The sequence below is a fragment of the Neobacillus rhizosphaerae genome (assembly GCF_050477885.1).
Lineage (GTDB): Bacteria > Bacillota > Bacilli > Bacillales > Cytobacillaceae > Neobacillus > Neobacillus rhizosphaerae_A.
This window is the reverse complement of the sequence record NZ_JBCNAC010000016.1, coordinates 12933-34033: the sequence shown is the minus strand read 5'-3', so window position 1 is coordinate 34033 and position 21101 is coordinate 12933. Positions and strand designations below refer to the sequence as shown.

Here is a 21101-nt window from a genome sequence, read left to right as displayed (position 1 = left end):
TCCTGTGGGAGTATGGTTCAGGGGAGACCCCGCAGGCGCAAGCGCCGAGGAGGCTCGCCGAAACACCCACGGAAAGCGAAGTGCCTGGAGCGGAAATCAACAGACCCGTTTAACATAGCCAAAAATAAAAAAACCCGTCCCTGGAATAGGGACGAGTTTTGATTAACACGTGGTTCCACCCAATTTTTCATGTTCAAACACAAACGATTGATCATGACTTTGGTCAGGTAACGGCTGTTGCCGTCAACAATTACTAATTCCATAAAACAGGAAATGTTCACTGCTGAAGTTTAAAGGTGGTAAGTATTTATCCCGTGTTAGAAGACTTTCAGCCGGAGGTCTTCCTCTCTAGAAACCGTAAATGAAATACTGTTGTCCTTATCATTACTTTTACTACATATTTGCTATGTACGTTATTATAATGATTTACTTTTAAAATTGCAAGGTGCATAAAACTAAATATTGACATTATTTTATTTTTTATGCATGATTTTCGGATGATTTTTTTTCATCAGTCCAATTTTTTATCTCACGAAGTGCGCCATACTCCTTAAGGGTTACTCTTTCCTCAAATATATTCTTTATGGTTCTAACCAGCGGCTCATCAGCATCTTTTGTATAAATAAAAATAGACGTTGGTGCAAGTGACAGCAGCGGTGCAATGGAAGCGGAGTCAACATAAACAGGATGATTCACCAATAACCTTCTATCAATCAATCTTGTTAATTCGCCTCTTTTAATTTCAACAAAATCCTCATTAAAAAATGTAATTTCCTCATCGAACAATAAATGAAGCGTATCCATTTTGGGTTCGCGGTTCACTAAAAAGTCTCTTAGCATGTGCACAAACATTTGATATTCCTGCTCCATTTTGTATTCATCAATGGCAATCTCAACATAGCTTTCTAGCGTTTGCAGATAGGAACGCAGGCGAAATTTAACAAAAGAGTCAAAAGAGAAAGTGACATTTTCATGAAGGATCTCATCAATCGCCGTACTAATTAGATTAGGCTCTTCTTTTATTTCTTTTAATAAAACAGCAAGATCCTCTCTTTGCCCGTCCAGTATGGAATAGATAATATCAATAATCTGCTGTTGCTCTTCCATGTCGGTATAATAATATTGATCCCTTACTATCTCTCTAAACCAATGATCCCGTTTCGTATTTGTTATAAACTGATAAAAGGCCGATTTCACCCTGTCAAACAAATCCGTAAAAAAGCAAACATCAACTATTTTTACTATATGTCGATCTTCTATAAGAAGAATAGTTTCATTCATTGGATTATATGGTACGTACTTCAGCAAGTGGTGATAAAATTTTTGTGCATCCAGCTTGCTTTGGAAGATGATTTCCGCCAACCAAATCCCCCCTTTGAGGCATTGTCTGTTAAATATATATGGGGGACTTGGCCAAAATAGAAGTTAGATATCCACAGTTTTACTATAATAATAAAAAAAGGACTACCTGGTGAACCGGTAATCCCATGAAAACATATTTTATTCATCCTAACGCCTATTTGGACCACTAACTAGAACCGGATCACTTAAGGTGCGAATTCGCTCCATGATCCGCATGGCCTTCATCTTTTCCTCTTCACCGCGCTGACTGTAAGTTAAATGATGCTCCAAACCTTGAAAATCAAAATTCGAGGTAAAGAATGTGGGAAGACTTTCAAGCATCCGAAATTGTAAGATTGGACCTAATACTTCATCTCTTGTCCAACTTGACATTGCTTCCGCCCCGATGTCATCCAACATTAACACCGGTTCTTTTTTTAATGCCTCTATTTTTTCATTTAGTGTGGAATCAGCAATAGAGCTTTTCATCTCTCTTAGTAATTCAGGAACATAAACAATCATTGATGAGATCTGTTTTTTTGCGAGTTCATTTGCTATGGCACCTAATAAAAAGGACTTACCAACACCAAATTTCCCATAAAGATATAATCCTTTTTGTTTTTTGCCCTGCTCATAATTCATTAAAAAAGTCGCAGCTTTGTCCACTGCATCCAGTCGACCAGTGTCCCCTTCAAAATCCTCAAAGGTAGCTTCCAATATATCTTTAGGTACATAAAGACTTTTAATTAGCTTTTCGTTTTTCTTTTTCTCATCTGCCATCACTTTTCTAGGGCAACGCTTATAAATCACATCAATCGAATTCAAAGATAATACGAGTTCCGGGTGGTAACCTTGCATAAAATTAATACATTTTCCAAGGCTTTCACAGCGCTCACAATCCTGACTTTGCTTTGTATACTCATAAAGCTTACTCATGCTTTTATCAATCATCTCTGGTGTAATTTCATCCTGATGTCGCGCTAAAAACGATTTAATCTCACGATTCTGAAGAACCTCCTGGCGCTGTTTTTCATACCGTTTTTTAAAGCTTTCATTTGATGCTAACCGTTGTAATGTTCTATTGATCCTTTCCATCTTGTTCACCCCCTACTTTCTAAACGCCTTTAATTTTTCTTCTATTGCACGCTTTTTCGCTTCGTCATCTTCTGATTTATTCGTTTGGGCAGCTGCGTTTCCTTCTTCAGGACTTTCCTCAAACCACTCCGGTATGAGCTCTTTACGAATAGTTTTTTGCTTCGACGGCCTTCCAGCCTTTTTGTTATCTGTCCAACCGATGTACGTTCGATGTTCGTTCTTTGCTAAGTCCATTGCTTCTTTCACTGTTTTTATTTGTTTCCTCGCCCAGTGGCCTGCTATCTTTTCTACATACCCTTTAGTAAGTTTCATATCTGTTTTGAGCATCACAAACTGAATGAGAACATTTATTACACCTGGAAGAAGCTTTTGTTTGAACATCACTTCCTCAATTATCTGTAGATCTGACTTCGATGGTTCTCCACCGCCAGACAAATCCTTTAACACTCTTAATGGGGAAGTGGTTTCTAAATAACGGATGAGTTTTTCTTCCTGTGTTTTTGGTTCATCATTTTGAACCTGCTGGGCCGCAGGCTGCGTTCGTTCAATTAAACTAGGCAACTGATCCTGATTGACATACTGATACCAATCACGGGCCCCCTTACGCAATTCTTCCATATCAATTTCACTTGATTCATTGACTGCACTTAGGACAATATTTTTCATCTGAATAGGGTCAATATTATACAGGAAGGCTAGATTGCTTATCACCTCTTTTACCTTTTGGGTTAGAGACTTTTTAGGTACAAGAGATTCATTTAACCCTGCTATCAATAAGTCAAAATCAAATGTATTTAATTCGATTTGGATTGGTTTCGAATCATACCGACCGATAAAATGTTGATTCTCCTCTTGTTCCATTTCTTCAGAAATACCTTGAAGATATTGAAGACTACCAGGCGTAGCTGAAGCAAACACATCTTGAAAGGCCCTGGTTACATCCTGATATTCTTTTTCCTTTGGCATTTGCTGGTCAGAAAAAAATCGTTTCAGACGGGCAAAATGGTTTTTTCCAATTTTTCGATAAAGAAAAATATTTAACATTCCATCCAAAAAGAATTGTTCAGGCGTTAATGGCGGGACCAGTTCATAAATAAAGGACCGATCTCCCTCATCTGTTTTAACAAAGGTTTTTAATAACCCTATTCCCTCTAGCTTTAAACGCGCTTCATATATATCCTTTAAATTTAACCCTAACAAGTTCATTAGCAGATGGTGCGTGGATGAATCAGACCAAAGTCTGTTTTCTTCCAGTTCCGCCCAGAGTGTCATATATAAACTTAAACAAGTTGACCCAATCAAGGGCTGGTATAGAAACGTCAGCACTTTCCGGTCATACTCATGGAGCAGCCCATCGGCTGCTACAATATAACGGTCGATAGGAAGAATTTCCTGCCAATGCTGCGCCATATGATTCCAACCTTTCTCTTTCAATAGTGAAAAAAGAGCCAAAGACGACCCTTTAGCTCATTACGATTTTTCTTTTTTTATCAGTTCCTTTAATTCATCGATAAATACATTAATATCTTTAAATTGGCGATATACGGAAGCAAATCTTACATATGCGACTTCATCTACATGGGCAAGTCGATCCATTACCATTTCGCCAATAGCCTCGCTTTTAATTTCAGAAATCCCCTGGCTCCTTAGGTCCTTTTCGACACCGTGTGTAATATCTTCTAGTTCCTTTAAGGCAACAGGCCGCTTTTCACACGCCTTAATCAAGCCCCTTAGTATTTTATCTCGGCTAAATTCTTCCCTTGTACCTTCCTTCTTTACTACAATTAAAGGAATCTCTTCAATTTTTTCAAATGTAGTAAAGCGATAGCCACACTCTTCACATTCCCGTCTTCTCCGTGTTGCACGTCCTTCATCAACAGGCCGAGAATCAAGCACACGTGTACCATAATTTTGACATGAAGGGCATTTCATTGTTAATCAACTCCAAATCTCACGAAATCCGAACAATTTCCTACTTTTATCTTATAAAAAAGCAGACCTTTGTACAAGTCCAAGTATTAGGAGTTTTATTTTTCTTTAATCATAGTATGTAATTGATTTAACCGATCGTAATAAGCGACCACTCTCTTTTTTAATTCAGGGTAATTACCTAAGATAGAGAATCGTTCAGTTGAAATATTAAAGTCTACAGCAGTTTCTAATGGTTTAACAGAAACAATTGTCACAATCAGGAAACAAGGAAAGGGCTTTTTGATTTCTATCGCAATCTCCCCATGCTCTTTTGAAACCGTTAAAATGCGACAGTCAGCATCCTCATGAAATATTTTTTCAATCGATTCAAAAATCTTATTAAAATTGCCCTTATAGTAATGAGTCTTTAAAGAAGCATCATTGTTTTGATCAGATGTTTCAATTTGACTTCTAAAGCGTCCGAATAAACTCATTTAAATAGTACCCTCCAAAAATTCTTCCTTTTTATTTTTATTTTACAACATAATGAGGAAAATATAAAAAGAGGTGTACATAGTTCGTACACCCCTTCGATCATTTTTTCGGATTAAAGTACCTTTGCTTGCTTAACATTTACTGGACCCATACCACGTGGAATTTCAATATTTTCACGTGTTTGAGCATTTAAAGCCTCAGCAATATAATCAGCAGCTACATTAGGGTTTAAATCACCACAAGTATATACATCAATGCTTGCATATCCGTGCTCTGGGAAGCTGTGAATTGTAAGATGTGATTCAGAAATAATTACAACGCCGCTAACGCCTTGTGGAGCAAATTTATGAAAAGCTACTTCGCGGATTTCCGCACCTGATTTAAGAGCTGCTTCAACAAAAGTGGTTTCAATAAAATCCATATCATTTAATTTTTCAAAGTCGCATCCCCAAAGTTCAGAGATTACGTGTCGTCCCATTGTTTCCATATTCTTATTTCCCCCTCTAACCTTTTATGATGGTTTCCTGAAATCCGGTTATTGACGGTATCTTATAACTACCACGGGGGAAAGTTAGTCCAGAGAGGTCCTAACCCTTTAAGTAATTAATAGGTACCTAATTTCAAGAAGTTCACGATGACTAGTATACTTTGTTTATATTTTTTTTGCAACCTATCAATATAAAATTTTCAGAAGATATTTTTGTAACTAGGCTGGGTGGGCGTAATCCTCTATATATAATAATTAAAAAACAATAGTTCAAAAGTATTTTATGCCTTACTGTCCCATAATGGAACAGGCTAGGACAAAAAAAAGGCTGTCAATCGACAGCATTTTTGTACCATTTTATTCTGATCTATCCTACCTTAACCTGTGAGGATTTAGCTATTTGCTGTGATACATAAAGAGCCAGGTCTACGACACGAGACGAATATCCCCACTCATTATCATACCAAGCTAAAACCTTAACCTTTCTTGTCCCCATTACCATTGTCGAAAGCCCATCAATGATAGCTGAATTCTCGTTTGTATTAAAGTCCACTGATACAAGCGGTTCCATAGTTAAATCTAAAATTCCTCTTAATCTGCCATGTGCAGCTTCATTAAAGGCATTATTAATATCATCAACCGTTACATCTTGGTGTAGGTCAACAACTAAATCGACAAGTGAAACATTTGGTGTTGGTACTCGTAGTGCCATCCCATGTAATTTGCCCTTCAATTGCGGCAATACTAGTGATAGTGCTTTAGCCGCACCTGTTGTTGTAGGGATAATAGATTGTCCACAGGCACGAGCTCTCCGTAAATCTTTATGAGGATTATCGATATTCTTTTGGTCATTAGTGTAAGCATGAATCGTTGTCATCAAACCACTTTCAATTCCAAACTTCTCATCTAAAACCTTTGCAACTGGTGCAAGACAATTCGTTGTGCAGGATGCGTTTGAAATAATATCATGCTGATTAATATCTAGCATTTCATCATTTACACCCATAACGATTGTTACGTCCTCATTTTTCCCTGGTGCAGTTAAAATCACTTTTTTAGCACCTGCTGTAAGATGCAGAGCAGCCTTTTCTCTGGAGTTGAATTTTCCAGTTGCTTCGATCACGATATCAATCCCTAGCTCTTTCCATGGAAGCTGCTCCGGGTTACGGTCACTTAGTAACTTAATTCTTTTACCATTTACAATTAATTCGTTATCTAAAGGGATAACTTCTCCCTGAAAAGGTCCATGATTTGTATCATATTTAAGTAGATGAGCTAATGTTTCAGCCGGATAGCTCGCATTTATTGCTACTACATCAAGTTTTTTTTCAAGGATTGCTTTTCGAAAAACCATCCTTCCAATTCTCCCAAACCCATTTATTGCAATTCGTGACTTCATTTTACGGCCCCTTCCGTATTAATGTTATACTTTTAAGTTGTATTCTTGTAATTAGTATAACATATATAGGTTAAATTGTGATGAATAAACTGCGGATTTTTAAATGTTTTATAATTCTGATAACTTAATAGGTTTTTTAACAAAAAAAGGAGAAAGGGGGCTCCCCTTCTCCTTTTTTGTTATTGAATTTTTATTCCAAGTTGAGTTAATACGTTGATGAGTTGTTTTTTTGTTTCTTCTACTGATCCATTATTATTAATCACTGCATCTGCTAATCTCATTTTTTCGTTTAGCGGCATCTGTGACTGTATTCTTGCCTTTGCATCGTCAATTGAGAGGCTATTTCGCTTCATAAGTCTTTCTAATTGAGTGTCATAATTCACGTATACAAGAATCGTCTTCTCGACCATATAGGTTAGCTTGCTTTCAAATAAAAGAGGGATATCCAGGACAATGACTTCTTCCCCGGTTTGCGAAGCCTTTTCAACCTGCCCTATCATTCTCTTTCTAACTTCCGGATGGACTATTTCATTTAAAAGCTTTCGTTTCTCTTCTTGGTGGAAAATAATCGAGCCCAATTTTTGCCGATCAATTTCCCCGTCCTCTAATAAAATGTCTTTTCCAAACGTATCAATTATTTGAAAGTAGGCGACTTCACCTTTCATCACAGCAAGGCGAGCCTCCACATCAGCATCGACTACTGGTATATTCATTTCCTTGAACATTGTTGATACCGTACTTTTTCCACTGGCAATTCCGCCAGTTAAACCGATAACTAATGACATGCTTTTTTCCTTTCAGGTATCATAATTTCCAAATACCAATAATGATTAATAAAACCCCAGGTAAAAACGTGAACTTTTGGATCCAATCGAATTTATGGAAAAAAGCGCCACTTTTTATTCCTAACAGGACGAATAACGAGCTCATGACTGCGACAGTAAGAGCTAAATATAGTGGAGGAAATCCAAGCATAGCTGCTCCAATCCCAGCCCCGAAGGCATCTAATGACAAGGCAAAGCCCAACATTAATGCTTCGATTCCTGTAATGGTCCCTGAATGGTCAAAGTCAGCAGACATGGGTTTTTTTAATATACTAATGGCTAATCCTAGGGAGCGGATCTCAAGGTTTACGATTGTTTTTTCATGTTCCACTAATTCTTTTTCTTTTTCGGGCCGAAAAAATTGGTACAATACCCAGGCACCTAGAGCAATCAGAATGAATCCCCCTAGTTTTGCCGTAATATTCGGTGATATTACTTTTTCTAAGCCATGCCCAATTGACACAGCAATCATTAAAGAGGCTGCCGAGCAGGTCGCAATAACGAGAACGGATTTGATTGGCATGACCATTTTCCTTAATCCATAGGTAAACCCTACACTAAAGCTATCAAGACTAAGGGCAAAGGCTAATATGAGAAGTGAGAACAACTGAACCATGACGTCTAGGACTCCTTCCTGAAAATCACTACGATAGTATATGGCAGGAGCCCATCCATTGTTATTGAATTGTTGTTCTCAAATTCATATCGCTTACATTATAGTTTCTGACAGCTTGGGCAATAATGAGTGCCTCTTCCTCCGACTGTTGTTTTTTCAAGAGGGGTTCCACAATTTTTACAAGGTTCCCCTTTTCGCCCATATGCATATAATTCAAGCTGGAACATACCAATTTCCCCCTGGGAATTAACATAGGAACGAATCGTACTCCCTCCCTTTTTCACCGCTTCTCCTAGAGTAGCCACAATTTCACTGTGAAGAAGGCTAACTTCGTCCTCAGTTAAAGTACTAGCAAGCCGTTCTGGATGTATTCCAGCCCGGAAAAGGGCCTCATCCACGTATATGTTGCCAAGACCTACTAGTAATTTTTGATCGAGTAAGGCAGGTTTTACTTTCCTATTGGTTTTTTTCAGTTTCTGAGACAGGTATTCTTGAGTAAACTCTTCTGAAAAGGGTTCAGGACCAAGTTCTATCAATGGAGGTTTTGTAAATTCTTCTCCCTTTTTATATAAATGCATCGTTCCAAACTTCCGGACATCTCTATATCGTAATTCAGTATCGTCAGTAAAATGAAAAATGACGTGTGTATGTTTATCAAAAGGAAGTTCCTTCGGATGAAGTCCATACTTTCCTTCCATCCGTAAATGTGATACTAGCGCATAGTGATTTGTATATATGATAAGAAACTTCCCTCTTCGACCAACATCAACAATAGTCTCTTTTTTTAATGCATCAATAAACTGCTCAATCTCTACAGGATTTTTAATAATTTTAGGCCAGTAGACAGTTATCTCTTCAATTGTCTTATTAAGAGCCAGTTTTTTTAACGTTTTTCGCACTGTTTCTACTTCAGGAAGCTCTGGCAATATGGATCCTCCTTTTATTTATTTCGCGTCGAACCAGGTTGGACCATAGGAATAGTCCACTTTTAATGGCACCTTCAATTCAAGAGCATTTTCCATGACACTTGGAACTAGTTCTTGAAGAATAGCTACTTCATCCTCTGGTGTCTCAAAAATCAATTCATCGTGCACCTGGAGCAATAAGCGTGTCTTTAAACCTTTATCCTTTAAAGCCTCATCCATATCAATCATTGCCTTCTTGATAATATCTGCCGCACTCCCTTGAATAGGAGTATTCATGGCTGTACGTTCAGCAAAGCTTCTCAAATTAAAGTTTCGGGCGGTGATTTCAGGAAGATAACGTCTTCTCTGCATTAATGTGGAAACATAGCCTTTTTGCTTTGCTGAGTGAATAATATCATCCATATATTCTTTCACACCAGGGTAAGTATCTAAGTATCTCTCGATGAAACGTCCAGCTTCCTTACGTGTTATCCCTAATGACTGTGAAAGCCCGTAGTCACTTATCCCGTAAACAATTCCAAAGTTAACAGCCTTTGCCTGACGTCTCATATTAGATGTTACTTCATCTTCCGACACATGGAAAACCTCCATCGCCGTTTTTGTATGAATATCAAGATCATCTTTGAATGCCTGGATCAGCTTTTCATCCCCAGCAATATGAGCAAGCACTCTAAGTTCTATTTGAGAGTAATCGGCTGCAAAAATTACCCAGCCTTCCTCAGATGGGACAAACGCCTGACGAATTTTTCTTCCTTCTTCAAGCCGGATTGGAATATTTTGCAGGTTCGGGTCGATGGAGCTTAATCGTCCTGTTGCGGTTAATGTTTGCTGGTATCTTGTATGCACTTTTTCTGTTTTTGGATCGATTACCTTTAATAAACCTTCAATATAGGTGGATTGAAGTTTGCCTAATTGTCGATATAGAAGGATATGCTCAATTATTTCATGATCCTCAGCTAACTTTTCCAACACATCAGCCGAAGTAGAATAACCGGTCTTTGTTTTCTTTAATGCTTGAAGACCTAACTTTTCAAATAAGATGACACCTAATTGTTTTGTGGAATTAATATTAAATTTTTCTCCCGCAAGTTCACAAATCTTCTCTTCTATTTCCACTAGTCGCTCATTTAGTTCTCTGCCCATCGTTTGCAGACGTTCCTGTTCTACCTTTATTCCACACGATTCCATATCAGCTAAAATGAGTGAAAGCGGCATCTCAAGCTCATTAAATAATTCATATTGTTCATTTGTTCGTAATTCATCTTCCAATTTATCTTTTATTTCAGCCATGGCAATACTTTTACGAACAAGATGTTCTGCTAGCTTTGGCTCTTCAGGGACTTTTCTTTTGGCTCCCTTCCCATAAAAGGAATCGTCCGACTGGATGTTATGAAAGTGATATTTTTGTGCAATCGCAGCAAGATCTTCTTGGGTTTCCGAAGGATTAATCAAATAGGAAGCCATTAAAATATCAAAGTCTGTACCTTTTAGATGGATATTCTGCCTTCTTAATGAAACCTCCGATCGTTTCGCATCATAAACGGTTTTCTTTTTCCCTTCATCTTCTGCCCAGTTTTTAAACGTCTCTGATTTCAATGCTAGTTCCGTTGGCAAGTAGAAATGTCCTTTTTCATTCACAAGGGCGAATCCAATTATCTCTGCATAATGATAATTATCATCAAGAAGTTCTACATAAAAATAATTATTTTCAGCAAATATATCTTCAGTTATTTCGGAAGGAATCACATATTCGATATCTACAAGTTCCTGATCTTTATGTACGGTAGTATCTTCCCCCAGCTTGTCTAATAATGAATGAAAGCCTAATTCTTTAAAGAGGGGCACTAACTTCTCTCTTATATAGCCCTCAAAGGCGATTGTTTCTAAATCTACTTCGACGGGTGCTTTCCTTTCAATCGTTGCCAGCTCTTTACTCATTAATGCCTGGTCTTTAAATTCCTCTAATTTTTCCTTAAGCTTATTCCCGTTTACTTGATCAATAGATTGAAGCAGCTTTTCAAGGGTTGTAAATTCTTTTAGCAGCTTAATGGCAGTCTTTTCACCCACTCCGGGCACACCAGGAATATTATCCGATGCATCCCCCATAAGACCTTTCATATCGATAATCTGTTCTGGTGTAAGACCATATTTTTCAGCTATATGCTCAGGCGTATATTCCTCTATATCCGTAATCCCTTTTCTAGTGATTCCTACAGTAGTATGTGGCGAAGAAAGCTGGGTTAAATCTTTATCCCCAGAGATAACTTTGACTTCATACCCATCCTTTTCAGCAGTTAGGGAAAGCGTTCCAATTATATCGTCAGCCTCAAAATTTTCTAGCTCATACCTAGATATTCCGTAGGCATCTAATAAATCACGAATAAACGGAAATTGCTCGGATAACTCTGGCGGCGTTTTTTGTCTGCCCCCTTTGTACTCTCCAAAGGTTTTATGTCTGAAGGTCGTTTTTCCCGCATCAAAGGCAACAAGCATATGCGTTGGTTTTTCATCCTCCAAAATTTTCATTAACATCATTGTAAAACCATAAACTGCATTCGTATGAATCCCCTTATCATTATTAAGGAGCGGTAATGCGAAAAAAGCACGATAAGCTATACTATTACCGTCTATCAGCACAAGCTTTTTCTTTTCCATCTTCTTCACCATCCAATATCATTTCAAATATTTATGAAGTTCTAGGATAAATTCACTGCCTTCCCCTAAAATACTTCTAACACTGATCTGCCCATGATGAGCCTCAACTAAATGTTTTACAATCGCTAACCCAAGACCTGTTCCACCTGAGTTTCGGCTTCTTGCACGATCTACCCTGTAAAAACGTTCAAATATTCTTGGAATCTCTTCTTTTTTTATGCCTACCCCAGAATCCTTCACATGGATTCTGACTTTTTCATTGTGTTCTAGGAGGATAATTTTCACATCGCCTCCGGAAGGTGTGTAGGAAATAGCATTACTGATTAAATTGATAAACACTTGTTTTAAACGGTCAACATCAGCAATGATTTGCACCTTTTCCTGCTTATTATAAAATTCAAGGCGTATGTTTTTAGCTTCTGCCTTTCCACTTAAAAGGGTGATTACTTCTTCAAGCAACAACTTTAAGTCTACTTCTGTTAACATTAATTGAAATCCTTGCTGCTCAATTTTCGAAAGCTCCAATAGATCTTGAATGAGTGACTGGAGACGATCACTTTCTTTTAGAATAATGGATAAAAAAGATTCTAACGTTTCTTTATTATTCATAGCACCATCTAAAAGGGTTTCAGTAAATCCCTTAATAGACGTAACAGGCGTTTTTAATTCATGGGATACGTTTGCCACGAAATCCTTGCGAATTTGTTCCAGCTTTTTTATTTCCGTAATATCGTGAAAAACAAGTAATACCCCTTTCCAAACATTGTTTTTCCCAATAATAGGTACACCATAAACCATAAAAAATTTTCTTTCTATTAATAAGGGAATAGATAATTGCTTACTTACCTTTTGCTCAGTTCGAAACACTTCTGCAACCAATTGACATATTTCTTCAGAATCAATCACTTCATAATAAAGTTTATTTAAATAATTTGTAGGATCCATGTGAAAGATTTCCACAAAGCCTTTGTTTATGAGACTGATATATCCGCGACTATCAATTAATACTAAACCTGAACCCATATTTTCTATTAACGCACCTAAGCGGTCCTGCTGCATTTCTTGTGATTTGGCTAATTCTTGAAGGTTTTCTGCCAGCATGTTAATAGAAGATCCCAACATTCCTGTTCCATCAAGCTTACCTACAGATGTTCTAGCACGGTAATTACCGTTTGCCAGTTGTATGGCAACATCAGTTGCTTCTCCAATTTGCTTTGAATACCTAGAGGTAGTTCTAATGCAGAAGAAACTGATGACAATTAAGACTATAACTAGAATAAGGAAGAGTATGAGTAATATTTCAATTTTAAATTGACCCTTTAGTAATTCAAAAACGTCATTTCTAAATAAATGGGTCAACCATATTCCAATCGCAATCAACACTGTAATAATAGTGGAAACCAGTGAAATCAACAGTCTTGTACGAAATTTTATCATTCTTCTTTTGGTCCCTCCAACTTATAACCAAGACCACGAAGTGTCTTTATATAAACAGGCCTCTTCGTTTCCTCTTCAATTTTTTCCCTTAGGTGAGAGATATGAACATCAACTATTCTAGTATCGCCAGCAAATTCATAATTCCAAACAGCACTTAATAACTGATCCCTTGTTAATACCCGACCTTTATTCTGTGCCAAATAGAGAAGTAATTCAAACTCTTTTAATGTTAATTCAAGGAGTTCCTCCTGAAAATAAGCTTCATATTTTTCTGGATAGATTTTCAACTTACCAATTTCAATTAGATCATCTTTATTCTTTTCTACTTCTTCATGAGCCTCAGTTTGAAACTGTGTTCTTCTTAAAATAGCTTTCACACGTGCAATCACTTCTCTTGGGCTAAATGGTTTGACCATATAGTCATCTGCACCGAGCTCTAAACCAATAATTTTATCTAATTCATCATCTTTCGCTGTTAACATTAAAATAGGAATCATGATATTCTTTTGACGTAGCTGTTTGCATACTTCCATTCCATCTAATTTTGGCAGCATTAAATCTAAAACAAGAATATCAGGAGATTCGGTTTCGGCTAATTCCTTCCCCTCTTGCCCATCCATAGCTGTTAAAACCTCAAAGCCCGCCTGTTCTAAATTATATTGGAGTAATGTCACAATCGATTGTTCATCATCTACAACAAGTACTTTGTTTTTCATAATATCCCCCGCTATTTCAAGATACCTTCATTATAATAATAAAGAACATGTATTTCCTAGAGATACATCTTCTTCATTTATTATCTTTACAAAAAATTAACAAAGTATATATGTATTTTTTATAAAAAAGGCTTTATTAAACTTGTCTGTTGATTTCCGCTCCAATCAACAGTGGATAAAAATAACATGTTCTTTAATAAAGCCATAAAAAAGCAAAAAGGAATGTAAAATCACATTCCTTCGTTCAGTTCTATTAAAAATTCTCTAAGGCTTTTCCGTGAAAATCTTCTAACCGATGTGGAGGGCAGACTTTGACTTTTCCCTGAATTACAGTTTCATTTTTTTCATTGGTTCCCACTACACTGATTAAGATGGTATGTTCTTTCCTCTGTACATCAATTACTTCAAATAGGCACTCGACTGTTCCATAATGATAGACAGGCTTCGGAAAGTCAATTTCTTGACTTAAAATATGACTTCCTGGGCCAGGTAAGTATTTTGAAATAGCCGAAGTGATAATGCCTGTTAACATGATGCTAGGTACAATCGGTTTTTCAAATGGTGTTTGTGTTGCATAATCATGCTGTATGTATAATGGGTTTGCGTCATCTGTTAATCCTAAATATAGAAGGATATCCTTGTCTTCAATTTTTTCTGTTAATGATAGTTTCTCACCAACTGTTATTTCTTCAATCTTTCGGCCTAACTTTCTCTTCTTCCCTAATAGCATCCATTGCACCTCCGTTGTAAGCGATTTCACATAAATATAGAGAAAATTCGGGGCATACACCCCGAATTTCTTTTTTCCATTATACTAAAACATTCATTACATTACGAACTGATTCAGCGGACTTATCTAATGCTGCTTTTTCTTCAGCAGTAAGGTCAAGCTCGATAACCTTTTCAATACCATTTGCCCCAAGGATTGTTGGAACGCCTAGGTAAATGCCTTCGTAGCCAAACTCGCCTTCAAGATAAGCAATAGAAGGTAATACACGACGTTGATCCTTAAGAATTGCTTCACACATTTCAACTAGTGAGGCTGCAGGAGCATAGTAGGCACTTCCGTTACCAAGAAGGTTAACAATTTCGCCGCCGCCTTTTCTAGTGCGCTCAACAATGGCTTCTAAACGATCTTTAGGAATCAATGTTTCTAATGGAATACCACCAGCATAAGAATAACGAACTAGTGGAACCATGTCGTCTCCGTGGCCGCCTAAAACAAATCCAGTAACATCTTTTACAGAAAGATTTAACTCTTGAGCAACAAACGTACGGAAACGAGCAGTATCAAGGACTCCTGATTGACCGATTACACGGTTTTTAGGAAAACCAGATTCTTTGAATACAGTGTATGTCATGGCATCCACTGGGTTAGTTAAGACAAGAATAGTACAGTTTGGAGAATATTTCACAATCTCCTGCGTTACACTTTTCATTACTCTTTGGTTTGTTTGCACTAAATCATCACGGCTCATGCCTGGTTTACGTGCAATACCCGCAGTAATAACTACAATATCAGAATCGCGTGTGTCTTCGTAATTAGATGTACCAGTAATGTTTGAGTCGAACCCTTGAACAGGGCTTGCTTCAAGCATATCTAATGCTTTCCCTTTAGTTGGGTTTTCCATTTGAGGAATATCAACTAAAACTACATCACCAAGTTCCTTTTGTGCAAGCAAAAATGCTGTAGTCGCGCCAGTGAATCCGCCGCCGATTACTGAAACCTTTTTACGGTTTAATGACATGTAACTCTCCCCTTATATGTAGGATATTTAGTTTGCAGGGCCGTTAAAGACAGCCCCTGCAACTATTCTTGTTTATGCCTATTCCAGTTAGCTTATTCCATATTTTTAATTAGTTCATCACCGAATTCAGATGTTTTAACTTCAGTTGCACCTTCCATTAAACGCGCGAAATCATAAGTTACCACTTTAGATGCAATGGTTTTTTCAACAGATTTAATTACCATATCAGCTGCTTCATTCCAACCCAAGTGCTCAAGCATTAATACACCTGATAAAATAACTGATGAAGGATTTACTTTATCAAGACCAGCGTATTTAGGAGCAGTACCATGTGTTGCTTCAAAGATAGCATGTCCTGTTTCATAGTTGATGTTTGCTCCTGGTGCAATACCAATTCCACCAACTTGTGCTGCAAGTGCATCAGAAATGAAGTCACCGTTTAAGTTCATTGTAGCAACAACATCAAACTCACGTGGGCGAGTAAGAATTTGTTGTAAGAAGATATCAGCAATAGCATCTTTTACAATGATCTTTCCTGCAGCTTCTGCATCTGATTGTGCCTTGTTTGCAGCATCTGCACCTTGCTCAGCCTTAATGCGGTCATATTGAGCCCATGTAAAGACTTTATCACCAAATTCTTTTTCTGCAAGCTCATAACCCCAGTTTTTAAACGCACCTTCAGTAAATTTCATGATATTTCCTTTATGCACGAGTGTAACGGATTTGCGACCCTCTTTGATTGCATAATTAATAGCTGCACGTACTAGACGAGTTGTCCCTTCTTCAGAAACAGGTTTAATACCAATACCTGAAGTTTCAGGGAATCTGATTTTATTTACTCCCATTTCATTTTGAAGGAAGTCGATTACTTTTTTAACTGCTTCAGAACCTTTTTCATATTCGATTCCAGCATAAATATCTTCAGTGTTTTCACGGAAGATTACCATATCTGTATCTTGTGGACGCTTAACTGGTGAAGGAACACCTTCAAACCATCTTACCGGACGTAAGCAAACAAATAGGTCTAACTCTTGGCGTAAAGCAACGTTCAAGGAACGGATTCCACCGCCAACAGGAGTGGTTAGTGGACCTTTGATTGCAATCAAGTATTCATTGATTTCATCAAGTGTTTCTGATGGAAGCCATTCGCCTGTTTGGTTGAACGCTTTTTCACCAGCAAGAACTTCCTTCCATACTAATTTACGCTCGCCTTTATAAGCCTTTTCAACTGCTGCATTTAATACACGCTCTGAAGCAGCCCAAATATCTGGTCCAATACCGTCCCCTTCAATAAATGGGATAATTGGGTTGTTTGGTACATTTAATACTCCATTTGTAACCGTAATTTTTTCGCCTTGCATAGTTGTTCTCCCTCCTAGTTATGTAAAAAACTTTGAACTTTGTTCGTTCACATCGAAGAATGCTGAATCAAAGGGTAGAGAGTTTACCTCTACCCTTTGATTCATTCTATCATATTGAATCAATTTTTTGAAAAAAAGTAAAATATTAAACTCTTTGTTCGATCGGTACATATTTTTGCATTCCAGGACCAGTATACTCTGCTCTTGGACGGATTAAACGATTGTTTTCATATTGTTCTAAAATATGAGCTAACCAGCCAGAAACACGGCTTACTGCGAAGATTGGCGTCATTAAATCGTGGTCAATTCCTAAGCTGTGATAAACAGAAGCAGAATAGAAATCAACGTTTGGTGGAAGCTTTTTCTCACCAGTTACGATTCCTTCAATTTTAACAGACATATCATACCAGTGCGGCTCACCAGTAAGTTCTGTTAATTTCTTAGACATTTCTTTTAAGTGTTTCGCACGTGGATCACCTTGACGATATACTCTGTGACCAAAGCCCATAATTTTTTCTTTCTTTTCAAGCTTACCGCGAACATATGGCTCAACATTTTCGATTGTACCAATTTCCGTAAGCATCTTCATTACTGCTTCATTAGCTCCCCCGTGTAGAGGACCTTTAAGTGCACCGATTGCAGCCGTTACTCCAGAGTAAACATCAGAAAGTGTAGCTACACAAACACGTGCTGTAAATGTAGAAGCATTCAACTCATGATCCGCATGTAAGACAAGCGCTTTATCAATTGCTTCAACAGCGATTGGCTCAGGTACATTCCCAGATAACATGTAAAGGAAGTTTGCTGCAAAGCTTAGATCCTGTCTTGGAGCAATTGGATCAAGACCTTTTCGTACTCGGGCAAATGTAGTAACAATTGCTGGCATTTTTGCCTGCAGTCGTACTGCTTTACGATAATTGGCTTCAGAATCCATTAAATCTGCTTCTTCATCATATAAACCCAGCAAGGAAACAGCCGAACGAAGTGCTGCCATTGGATGTACTTTATCAATAGGGTACATTTTAAAATGCTCAATCACTTCCTGTGGAAGCGCAGCATTTTCTGCAAGCTGCTGTTTTAATTCAGCTAATTGTTCAGCATTTGGCAGCTGGCGGTGCCATAATAAATAAATGACTTCCTCAAAGCTTGCGTTTTTTGCTAAATCATCGATGTCATAGCCAACATATGTTAGCGTGTCATCAATAATAGAGCTGATGGAAGAAGTTGTTGCCACTACCCCTTCAAGACCGCGTGTTACTGTCATAATAAATCTCTCCTCACATTCTTAATATCCCCATTGGAAAACAAACACAGAGAAATAAAACCCCTTTAGTGATTAACACGGATGTAATACATGGCAAATGGTATTATCAGAGTATAATACTCTACCAATTGACTCATTCGTAAAAACTGACTGAGCGATTGCTCGGGATAGTCACAAATAGATGTATGCCCTTTCAATCACATTAAAAAAACTATTTTACAAGTAATTCAGCATATATATATGGTTTATGTAGAAAAGGATACGCTTACAAGCCTATTATAAACAATTATCAGATTTTTGTGAATGAAAAGGCGTCGAAAAATCGAAAAAAATATTATTCCAAAAAAAAACTAGCTAAAAAAACTAAAAATTTTCATGGCTGCATAGGCAATACCTGCACCAATTAAAGGACCTACCGCTACCCCTTTGAAAAGAGATACAGATAGAATGGTTCCTAATACAAGTGCGCTTGTAATTTGAGGGTCATCCGCCAGTAATTTTACTCCCCCTTTTGCGAGTAATGCCACAGCCATTCCAGAAATGAGTGCAATCCAGGCATAAGATGACTTAAATGCACCTGTTAAATCCTTAAAACCTATGTCCCCACTTGCAATGGGTACTAAAACAGCAACCGTTATAATAGTCACTCCCCAGTTGATTCCTTTAGACTGTATGAAGGAAAAGGACTTCGCTTCCATCCCGCCTGCTTTTAATATAAGTAATATACCAACAGCCACCATTAACGAGCTATTCTTAGCAATAAATCCAATGATTAGAAGCAATAAAAGAAAAAACAATGACTCACTAACCATTTGTTCACCATCCTTTATCCAAATTATCGTACCATAATAACTCAATGGAGTAAAAATGTGGTATATATTCTTATCTGAAACCTTTCCTATTTAATTACGTAGTAATGTAATGCACAGTCTATGTTTTTGGAAATTTATGCAGTTTTATTCATAAAATGTTAAACTAATACTATAAATTAGATTTTAAGGAGGGTTGTTTTTGAATTCCAAGTACATAAATCGGACAATTAGATTTCTTCTTGTCATTGGAGCCGTTGTTTTGGCCCTGTATTCTTTTTTTTATTTATCAAAAGTAACGTATCCTTTTTTAATTGCTCTTGCGATCGCCTTTTTGATTAACCCGCTCGTCAATTTTTTCGAACACAAAGCAAAAATGCCTCGAGCGCTTGCAGTTTTAATTGCACTCATTATTATCTTTGCTTTTTTTGCAGGGTTAATAACACTTTTAGTTGCAGAAATCGTCTCTGGAGCAGCTTATTTAGCTAAAGTCGTTCCTGAACACCTTGATACATTAATTGAATATATCGAGAATTATTTTACTGGCCAGATTATCCCTCTTTATAATCAGTTAACTAGTGTATTCAATAAGCTTGATGCTGGTCAACAGGATACAATCATTGGTAACATTCAAAATGTTGGTCAAAAAATCGGAACAACCGTTGGATCGTTTATCCAAGGTTTGTTCGGAAATATTCCAAATATCTTATCATGGTTTCCAAACGCAGCCACAGTCCTTATTTTCTCATTATTAGCTACATTCTTTATCAGTAAAGATTGGCATCGACTATCCTTACTTGGTGGAAGGATTTTACCTGAAAAAGCAAAAACAAGCGGGCAGAAGGTCTTCATTGACTTAAAAAAGGCTTTATTTGGTTTTATTAAAGCACAATTAACACTGATTTCTATTACTACCGTTATCATTCTAATTGGCCTGCTTATCCTGAGGGTTGATTATGCCATAACCATAGCTCTACTAACGGGGATTGTCGATATCATCCCATACCTTGGAACTGGCGCAGTTTTCGTACCTTGGATTATATACTCGGCTATTTCAGGGAATATGGGCCTAGCTATTGGTTTAGGTGTACTTTATATCATTGTCCTTGTTCAAAGGCAGATTATGGAACCGAAAATCCTCTCTTCTAGTATCGGTCTAGATCCATTAGCCACACTAATTGCCTTATTTGTAGGATTTAAAACCATTGGCTTTTTAGGCTTAATTGTCGGTCCTGTTACTCTGGTTATTATCAGCACACTCTACAGAGCCAATGTGTTTCATGATGTATGGACGTTCATTAAAGGAAAAGAAGCGTAAGAACAATAGGCGGAAGCGCCTCGTCCAGCCCCGACAGGCAAATGTTCTTCGGCTGGAAAAGTCCGCCTTTTGACTTTTCTTGCCGAAGGTTATTTGACCCGAGGGGCTAGGCGCTGGAGCTAGATTCAGACAACTAGTTCAGTTATCCACTCTCGTTCCTTTTTTATAAATACCTAAACAATAGAAAAACGTCAGCCTGTGTAGCAGCTGACGTTTTTCTATTTAATGATTTTTATATTACCTTTATCAATTCTATTCCGCCACAGGTTTTTTATTAAATATTTAAATGGCCTTCTGGTTAGTGGAAAAAGCAGAAGAAATCCTGTTAAATCAGTGACGAAGCCAGGTGTAATCAACAGTGTTCCCCCAATGATTATACATATTCCATCCAAAACCGCTTCACTAGGAATCTCCCCATAGCTAAGCTGCTCTCTAGCCCTACGAATGGTCTGAAGCCCCTCTCGTTTTGCCAAATAGGCACCAAGGACACCTGTTAAAATAATGATCGTTATAGTGGGCCAAACCCCTATTGTTTTCCCAGACAAGAGAAGAACTCCAATATCAATCGCAGGAATCACAAGAATCAACAAAAATAAATACCTCATGTTTTGTCCCCTTCCAATCGGCTTGTTCTATTATATTACGATTGGTAACGAATTAGTTTTATTATGTAGAAAAAGAAGGGTTTCCCCTTCTTTT

20 protein-coding genes and 1 other annotated feature are annotated in these 21101 nt (G+C 37.5%); of the genes, 1 reads left to right on the top strand and 19 read right to left on the bottom strand.

Going from position 1 to position 21101, the window contains the following annotated elements:
- Positions 1–144: 144 nt before the first annotated feature.
- Positions 145–394: a binding site (T-box leader), on the bottom strand.
- An 86-nt stretch (positions 395–480) separates the two neighbouring features.
- The 18 genes from ytxC to ABES03_RS01880 all read right to left on the bottom strand — a co-directional run bounded on the left by ytxC (position 481) and on the right by ABES03_RS01880 (position 19087).
- Entirely contained in the window at positions 481–1362 is an 882-nt protein-coding gene (gene ytxC / locus ABES03_RS01965; protein WP_430114690.1) for a putative sporulation protein YtxC, read from the bottom strand.
- A gap of 147 nt (positions 1363–1509) precedes the next feature.
- Complete coding sequence (gene dnaI, locus ABES03_RS01960; protein WP_430114689.1) at positions 1510–2436, bottom strand: primosomal protein DnaI; 927 nt, start codon at positions 2434–2436, stop codon at positions 1510–1512.
- A gap of 12 nt (positions 2437–2448) precedes the next feature.
- A complete protein-coding gene (locus tag ABES03_RS01955; protein WP_430114687.1) occupies positions 2449–3846 on the bottom strand; it encodes a replication initiation and membrane attachment family protein in 1398 nt (465 codons plus the stop codon).
- A 60-nt stretch (positions 3847–3906) separates the two neighbouring features.
- Entirely contained in the window at positions 3907–4368 is a 462-nt protein-coding gene (gene nrdR, locus ABES03_RS01950; RefSeq protein WP_026563356.1) for a transcriptional regulator NrdR, read from the bottom strand.
- Positions 4369–4463: 95 nt separating this feature from the next.
- The gene (locus tag ABES03_RS01945; protein WP_430114685.1) at positions 4464–4841 is read right to left on the bottom strand and encodes a hypothetical protein; all 378 of its coding nucleotides are present in this window, start codon (positions 4839–4841) and stop codon (positions 4464–4466) included.
- Between the two features lie 113 nt (positions 4842–4954).
- A complete protein-coding gene (gene speD / locus ABES03_RS01940; RefSeq protein WP_307290748.1) occupies positions 4955–5329 on the bottom strand; it encodes an adenosylmethionine decarboxylase in 375 nt (124 codons plus the stop codon).
- Positions 5330–5696: 367 nt separating this feature from the next.
- Positions 5697–6728 carry a glyceraldehyde-3-phosphate dehydrogenase gene (locus tag ABES03_RS01935; protein ID WP_430114683.1) on the bottom strand — a complete coding sequence of 344 codons (1032 nt, stop codon included), beginning with the start codon at positions 6726–6728 and terminating at the stop codon, positions 5697–5699.
- Between the two features lie 179 nt (positions 6729–6907).
- Entirely contained in the window at positions 6908–7513 is a 606-nt protein-coding gene (coaE, locus tag ABES03_RS01930) for a dephospho-CoA kinase (protein WP_430114681.1), read from the bottom strand.
- A gap of 19 nt (positions 7514–7532) precedes the next feature.
- Positions 7533–8168 carry a sporulation membrane protein YtaF gene (gene ytaF / locus ABES03_RS01925; protein ID WP_430114679.1) on the bottom strand — a complete coding sequence of 212 codons (636 nt, stop codon included), beginning with the start codon at positions 8166–8168 and terminating at the stop codon, positions 7533–7535.
- A 98-nt stretch (positions 8169–8266) separates the two neighbouring features.
- A complete protein-coding gene (mutM, locus tag ABES03_RS01920; protein WP_430114677.1) occupies positions 8267–9094 on the bottom strand; it encodes a DNA-formamidopyrimidine glycosylase in 828 nt (275 codons plus the stop codon).
- Between the two features lie 18 nt (positions 9095–9112).
- The gene (gene polA / locus ABES03_RS01915; RefSeq protein ID WP_430114674.1) at positions 9113–11749 is read right to left on the bottom strand and encodes a DNA polymerase I; all 2637 of its coding nucleotides are present in this window, start codon (positions 11747–11749) and stop codon (positions 9113–9115) included.
- Positions 11750–11767: 18 nt separating this feature from the next.
- Complete coding sequence (gene pnpS, locus ABES03_RS01910; protein ID WP_430114673.1) at positions 11768–13186, bottom strand: two-component system histidine kinase PnpS; 1419 nt, start codon at positions 13184–13186, stop codon at positions 11768–11770.
- On the bottom strand, positions 13183–13902 hold the full coding sequence (locus tag ABES03_RS01905; RefSeq protein WP_430114672.1) for a response regulator: 720 nt from the start codon (positions 13900–13902) through the stop codon (positions 13183–13185). The genes pnpS and ABES03_RS01905 overlap by 4 nt, the downstream gene beginning before the upstream one ends.
- Positions 13903–14155: 253 nt before the next feature.
- Positions 14156–14632 (bottom strand): MaoC/PaaZ C-terminal domain-containing protein, encoded by a 477-nt coding sequence (locus ABES03_RS01900; RefSeq protein ID WP_430114670.1) that lies wholly within the window; start codon positions 14630–14632, stop codon positions 14156–14158.
- A 79-nt stretch (positions 14633–14711) separates the two neighbouring features.
- Positions 14712–15650 carry a malate dehydrogenase gene (mdh, locus tag ABES03_RS01895; protein WP_430114668.1) on the bottom strand — a complete coding sequence of 313 codons (939 nt, stop codon included), beginning with the start codon at positions 15648–15650 and terminating at the stop codon, positions 14712–14714.
- A gap of 92 nt (positions 15651–15742) precedes the next feature.
- Entirely contained in the window at positions 15743–17011 is a 1269-nt protein-coding gene (gene icd / locus ABES03_RS01890) for an NADP-dependent isocitrate dehydrogenase (RefSeq protein WP_430114666.1), read from the bottom strand.
- Between the two features lie 145 nt (positions 17012–17156).
- A complete protein-coding gene (gene citZ, locus ABES03_RS01885; RefSeq protein ID WP_308082925.1) occupies positions 17157–18275 on the bottom strand; it encodes a citrate synthase in 1119 nt (372 codons plus the stop codon).
- Between the two features lie 350 nt (positions 18276–18625).
- Entirely contained in the window at positions 18626–19087 is a 462-nt protein-coding gene (locus ABES03_RS01880; protein WP_430114663.1) for a DUF441 domain-containing protein, read from the bottom strand.
- 199 nt (positions 19088–19286) lie between these two features.
- Here ABES03_RS01880 and ytvI point away from each other — a divergent pair, with 199 nt between their 5' ends.
- Entirely contained in the window at positions 19287–20402 is a 1116-nt protein-coding gene (gene ytvI / locus ABES03_RS01875) for a sporulation integral membrane protein YtvI (protein ID WP_430114661.1), read from the top strand.
- Between the two features lie 218 nt (positions 20403–20620).
- Here ytvI and ABES03_RS01870 read toward each other — a convergent pair whose 3' ends face one another.
- Positions 20621–21007: an FxsA family protein gene (locus tag ABES03_RS01870; RefSeq protein ID WP_430114659.1), complete on the bottom strand. Its 387-nt coding sequence runs from the start codon at positions 21005–21007 to the stop codon at positions 20621–20623.
- Positions 21008–21101: the final 94 nt, after the last annotated feature.

Coding starts and splice junctions, on each gene's coding strand:
- dnaI (WP_430114689.1), bottom strand. CDS start 2,436: ATGGAAAGGATCAATAGAACATTACAACGGTTAGCATCAAATGAAAGC.
- ABES03_RS01955 (WP_430114687.1), bottom strand. CDS start 3,846: ATGGCGCAGCATTGGCAGGAAATTCTTCCTATCGACCGTTATATTGTA.
- nrdR (WP_026563356.1), bottom strand. CDS start 4,368: ATGAAATGCCCTTCATGTCAAAATTATGGTACACGTGTGCTTGATTCT.
- ABES03_RS01945 (WP_430114685.1), bottom strand. CDS start 4,841: ATGAGTTTATTCGGACGCTTTAGAAGTCAAATTGAAACATCTGATCAA.
- speD (WP_307290748.1), bottom strand. CDS start 5,329: ATGGAAACAATGGGACGACACGTAATCTCTGAACTTTGGGGATGCGAC.
- ABES03_RS01935 (WP_430114683.1), bottom strand. CDS start 6,728: ATGAAGTCACGAATTGCAATAAATGGGTTTGGGAGAATTGGAAGGATG.
- coaE (WP_430114681.1), bottom strand. CDS start 7,513: ATGTCATTAGTTATCGGTTTAACTGGCGGAATTGCCAGTGGAAAAAGT.
- ytaF (WP_430114679.1), bottom strand. CDS start 8,168: ATGGTTCAGTTGTTCTCACTTCTCATATTAGCCTTTGCCCTTAGTCTT.
- polA (WP_430114674.1), bottom strand. CDS start 11,749: ATGGAAAAGAAAAAGCTTGTGCTGATAGACGGTAATAGTATAGCTTAT.
- pnpS (WP_430114673.1), bottom strand. CDS start 13,186: ATGATAAAATTTCGTACAAGACTGTTGATTTCACTGGTTTCCACTATT.
- ABES03_RS01905 (WP_430114672.1), bottom strand. CDS start 13,902: ATGAAAAACAAAGTACTTGTTGTAGATGATGAACAATCGATTGTGACA.
- ABES03_RS01900 (WP_430114670.1), bottom strand. CDS start 14,632: ATGCTATTAGGGAAGAAGAGAAAGTTAGGCCGAAAGATTGAAGAAATA.
- mdh (WP_430114668.1), bottom strand. CDS start 15,650: ATGTCATTAAACCGTAAAAAGGTTTCAGTAATCGGCGGCGGATTCACT.
- icd (WP_430114666.1), bottom strand. CDS start 17,011: ATGCAAGGCGAAAAAATTACGGTTACAAATGGAGTATTAAATGTACCA.
- citZ (WP_308082925.1), bottom strand. CDS start 18,275: ATGACAGTAACACGCGGTCTTGAAGGGGTAGTGGCAACAACTTCTTCC.
- ABES03_RS01880 (WP_430114663.1), bottom strand. CDS start 19,087: ATGGTTAGTGAGTCATTGTTTTTTCTTTTATTGCTTCTAATCATTGGA.
- ABES03_RS01870 (WP_430114659.1), bottom strand. CDS start 21,007: ATGAGGTATTTATTTTTGTTGATTCTTGTGATTCCTGCGATTGATATT.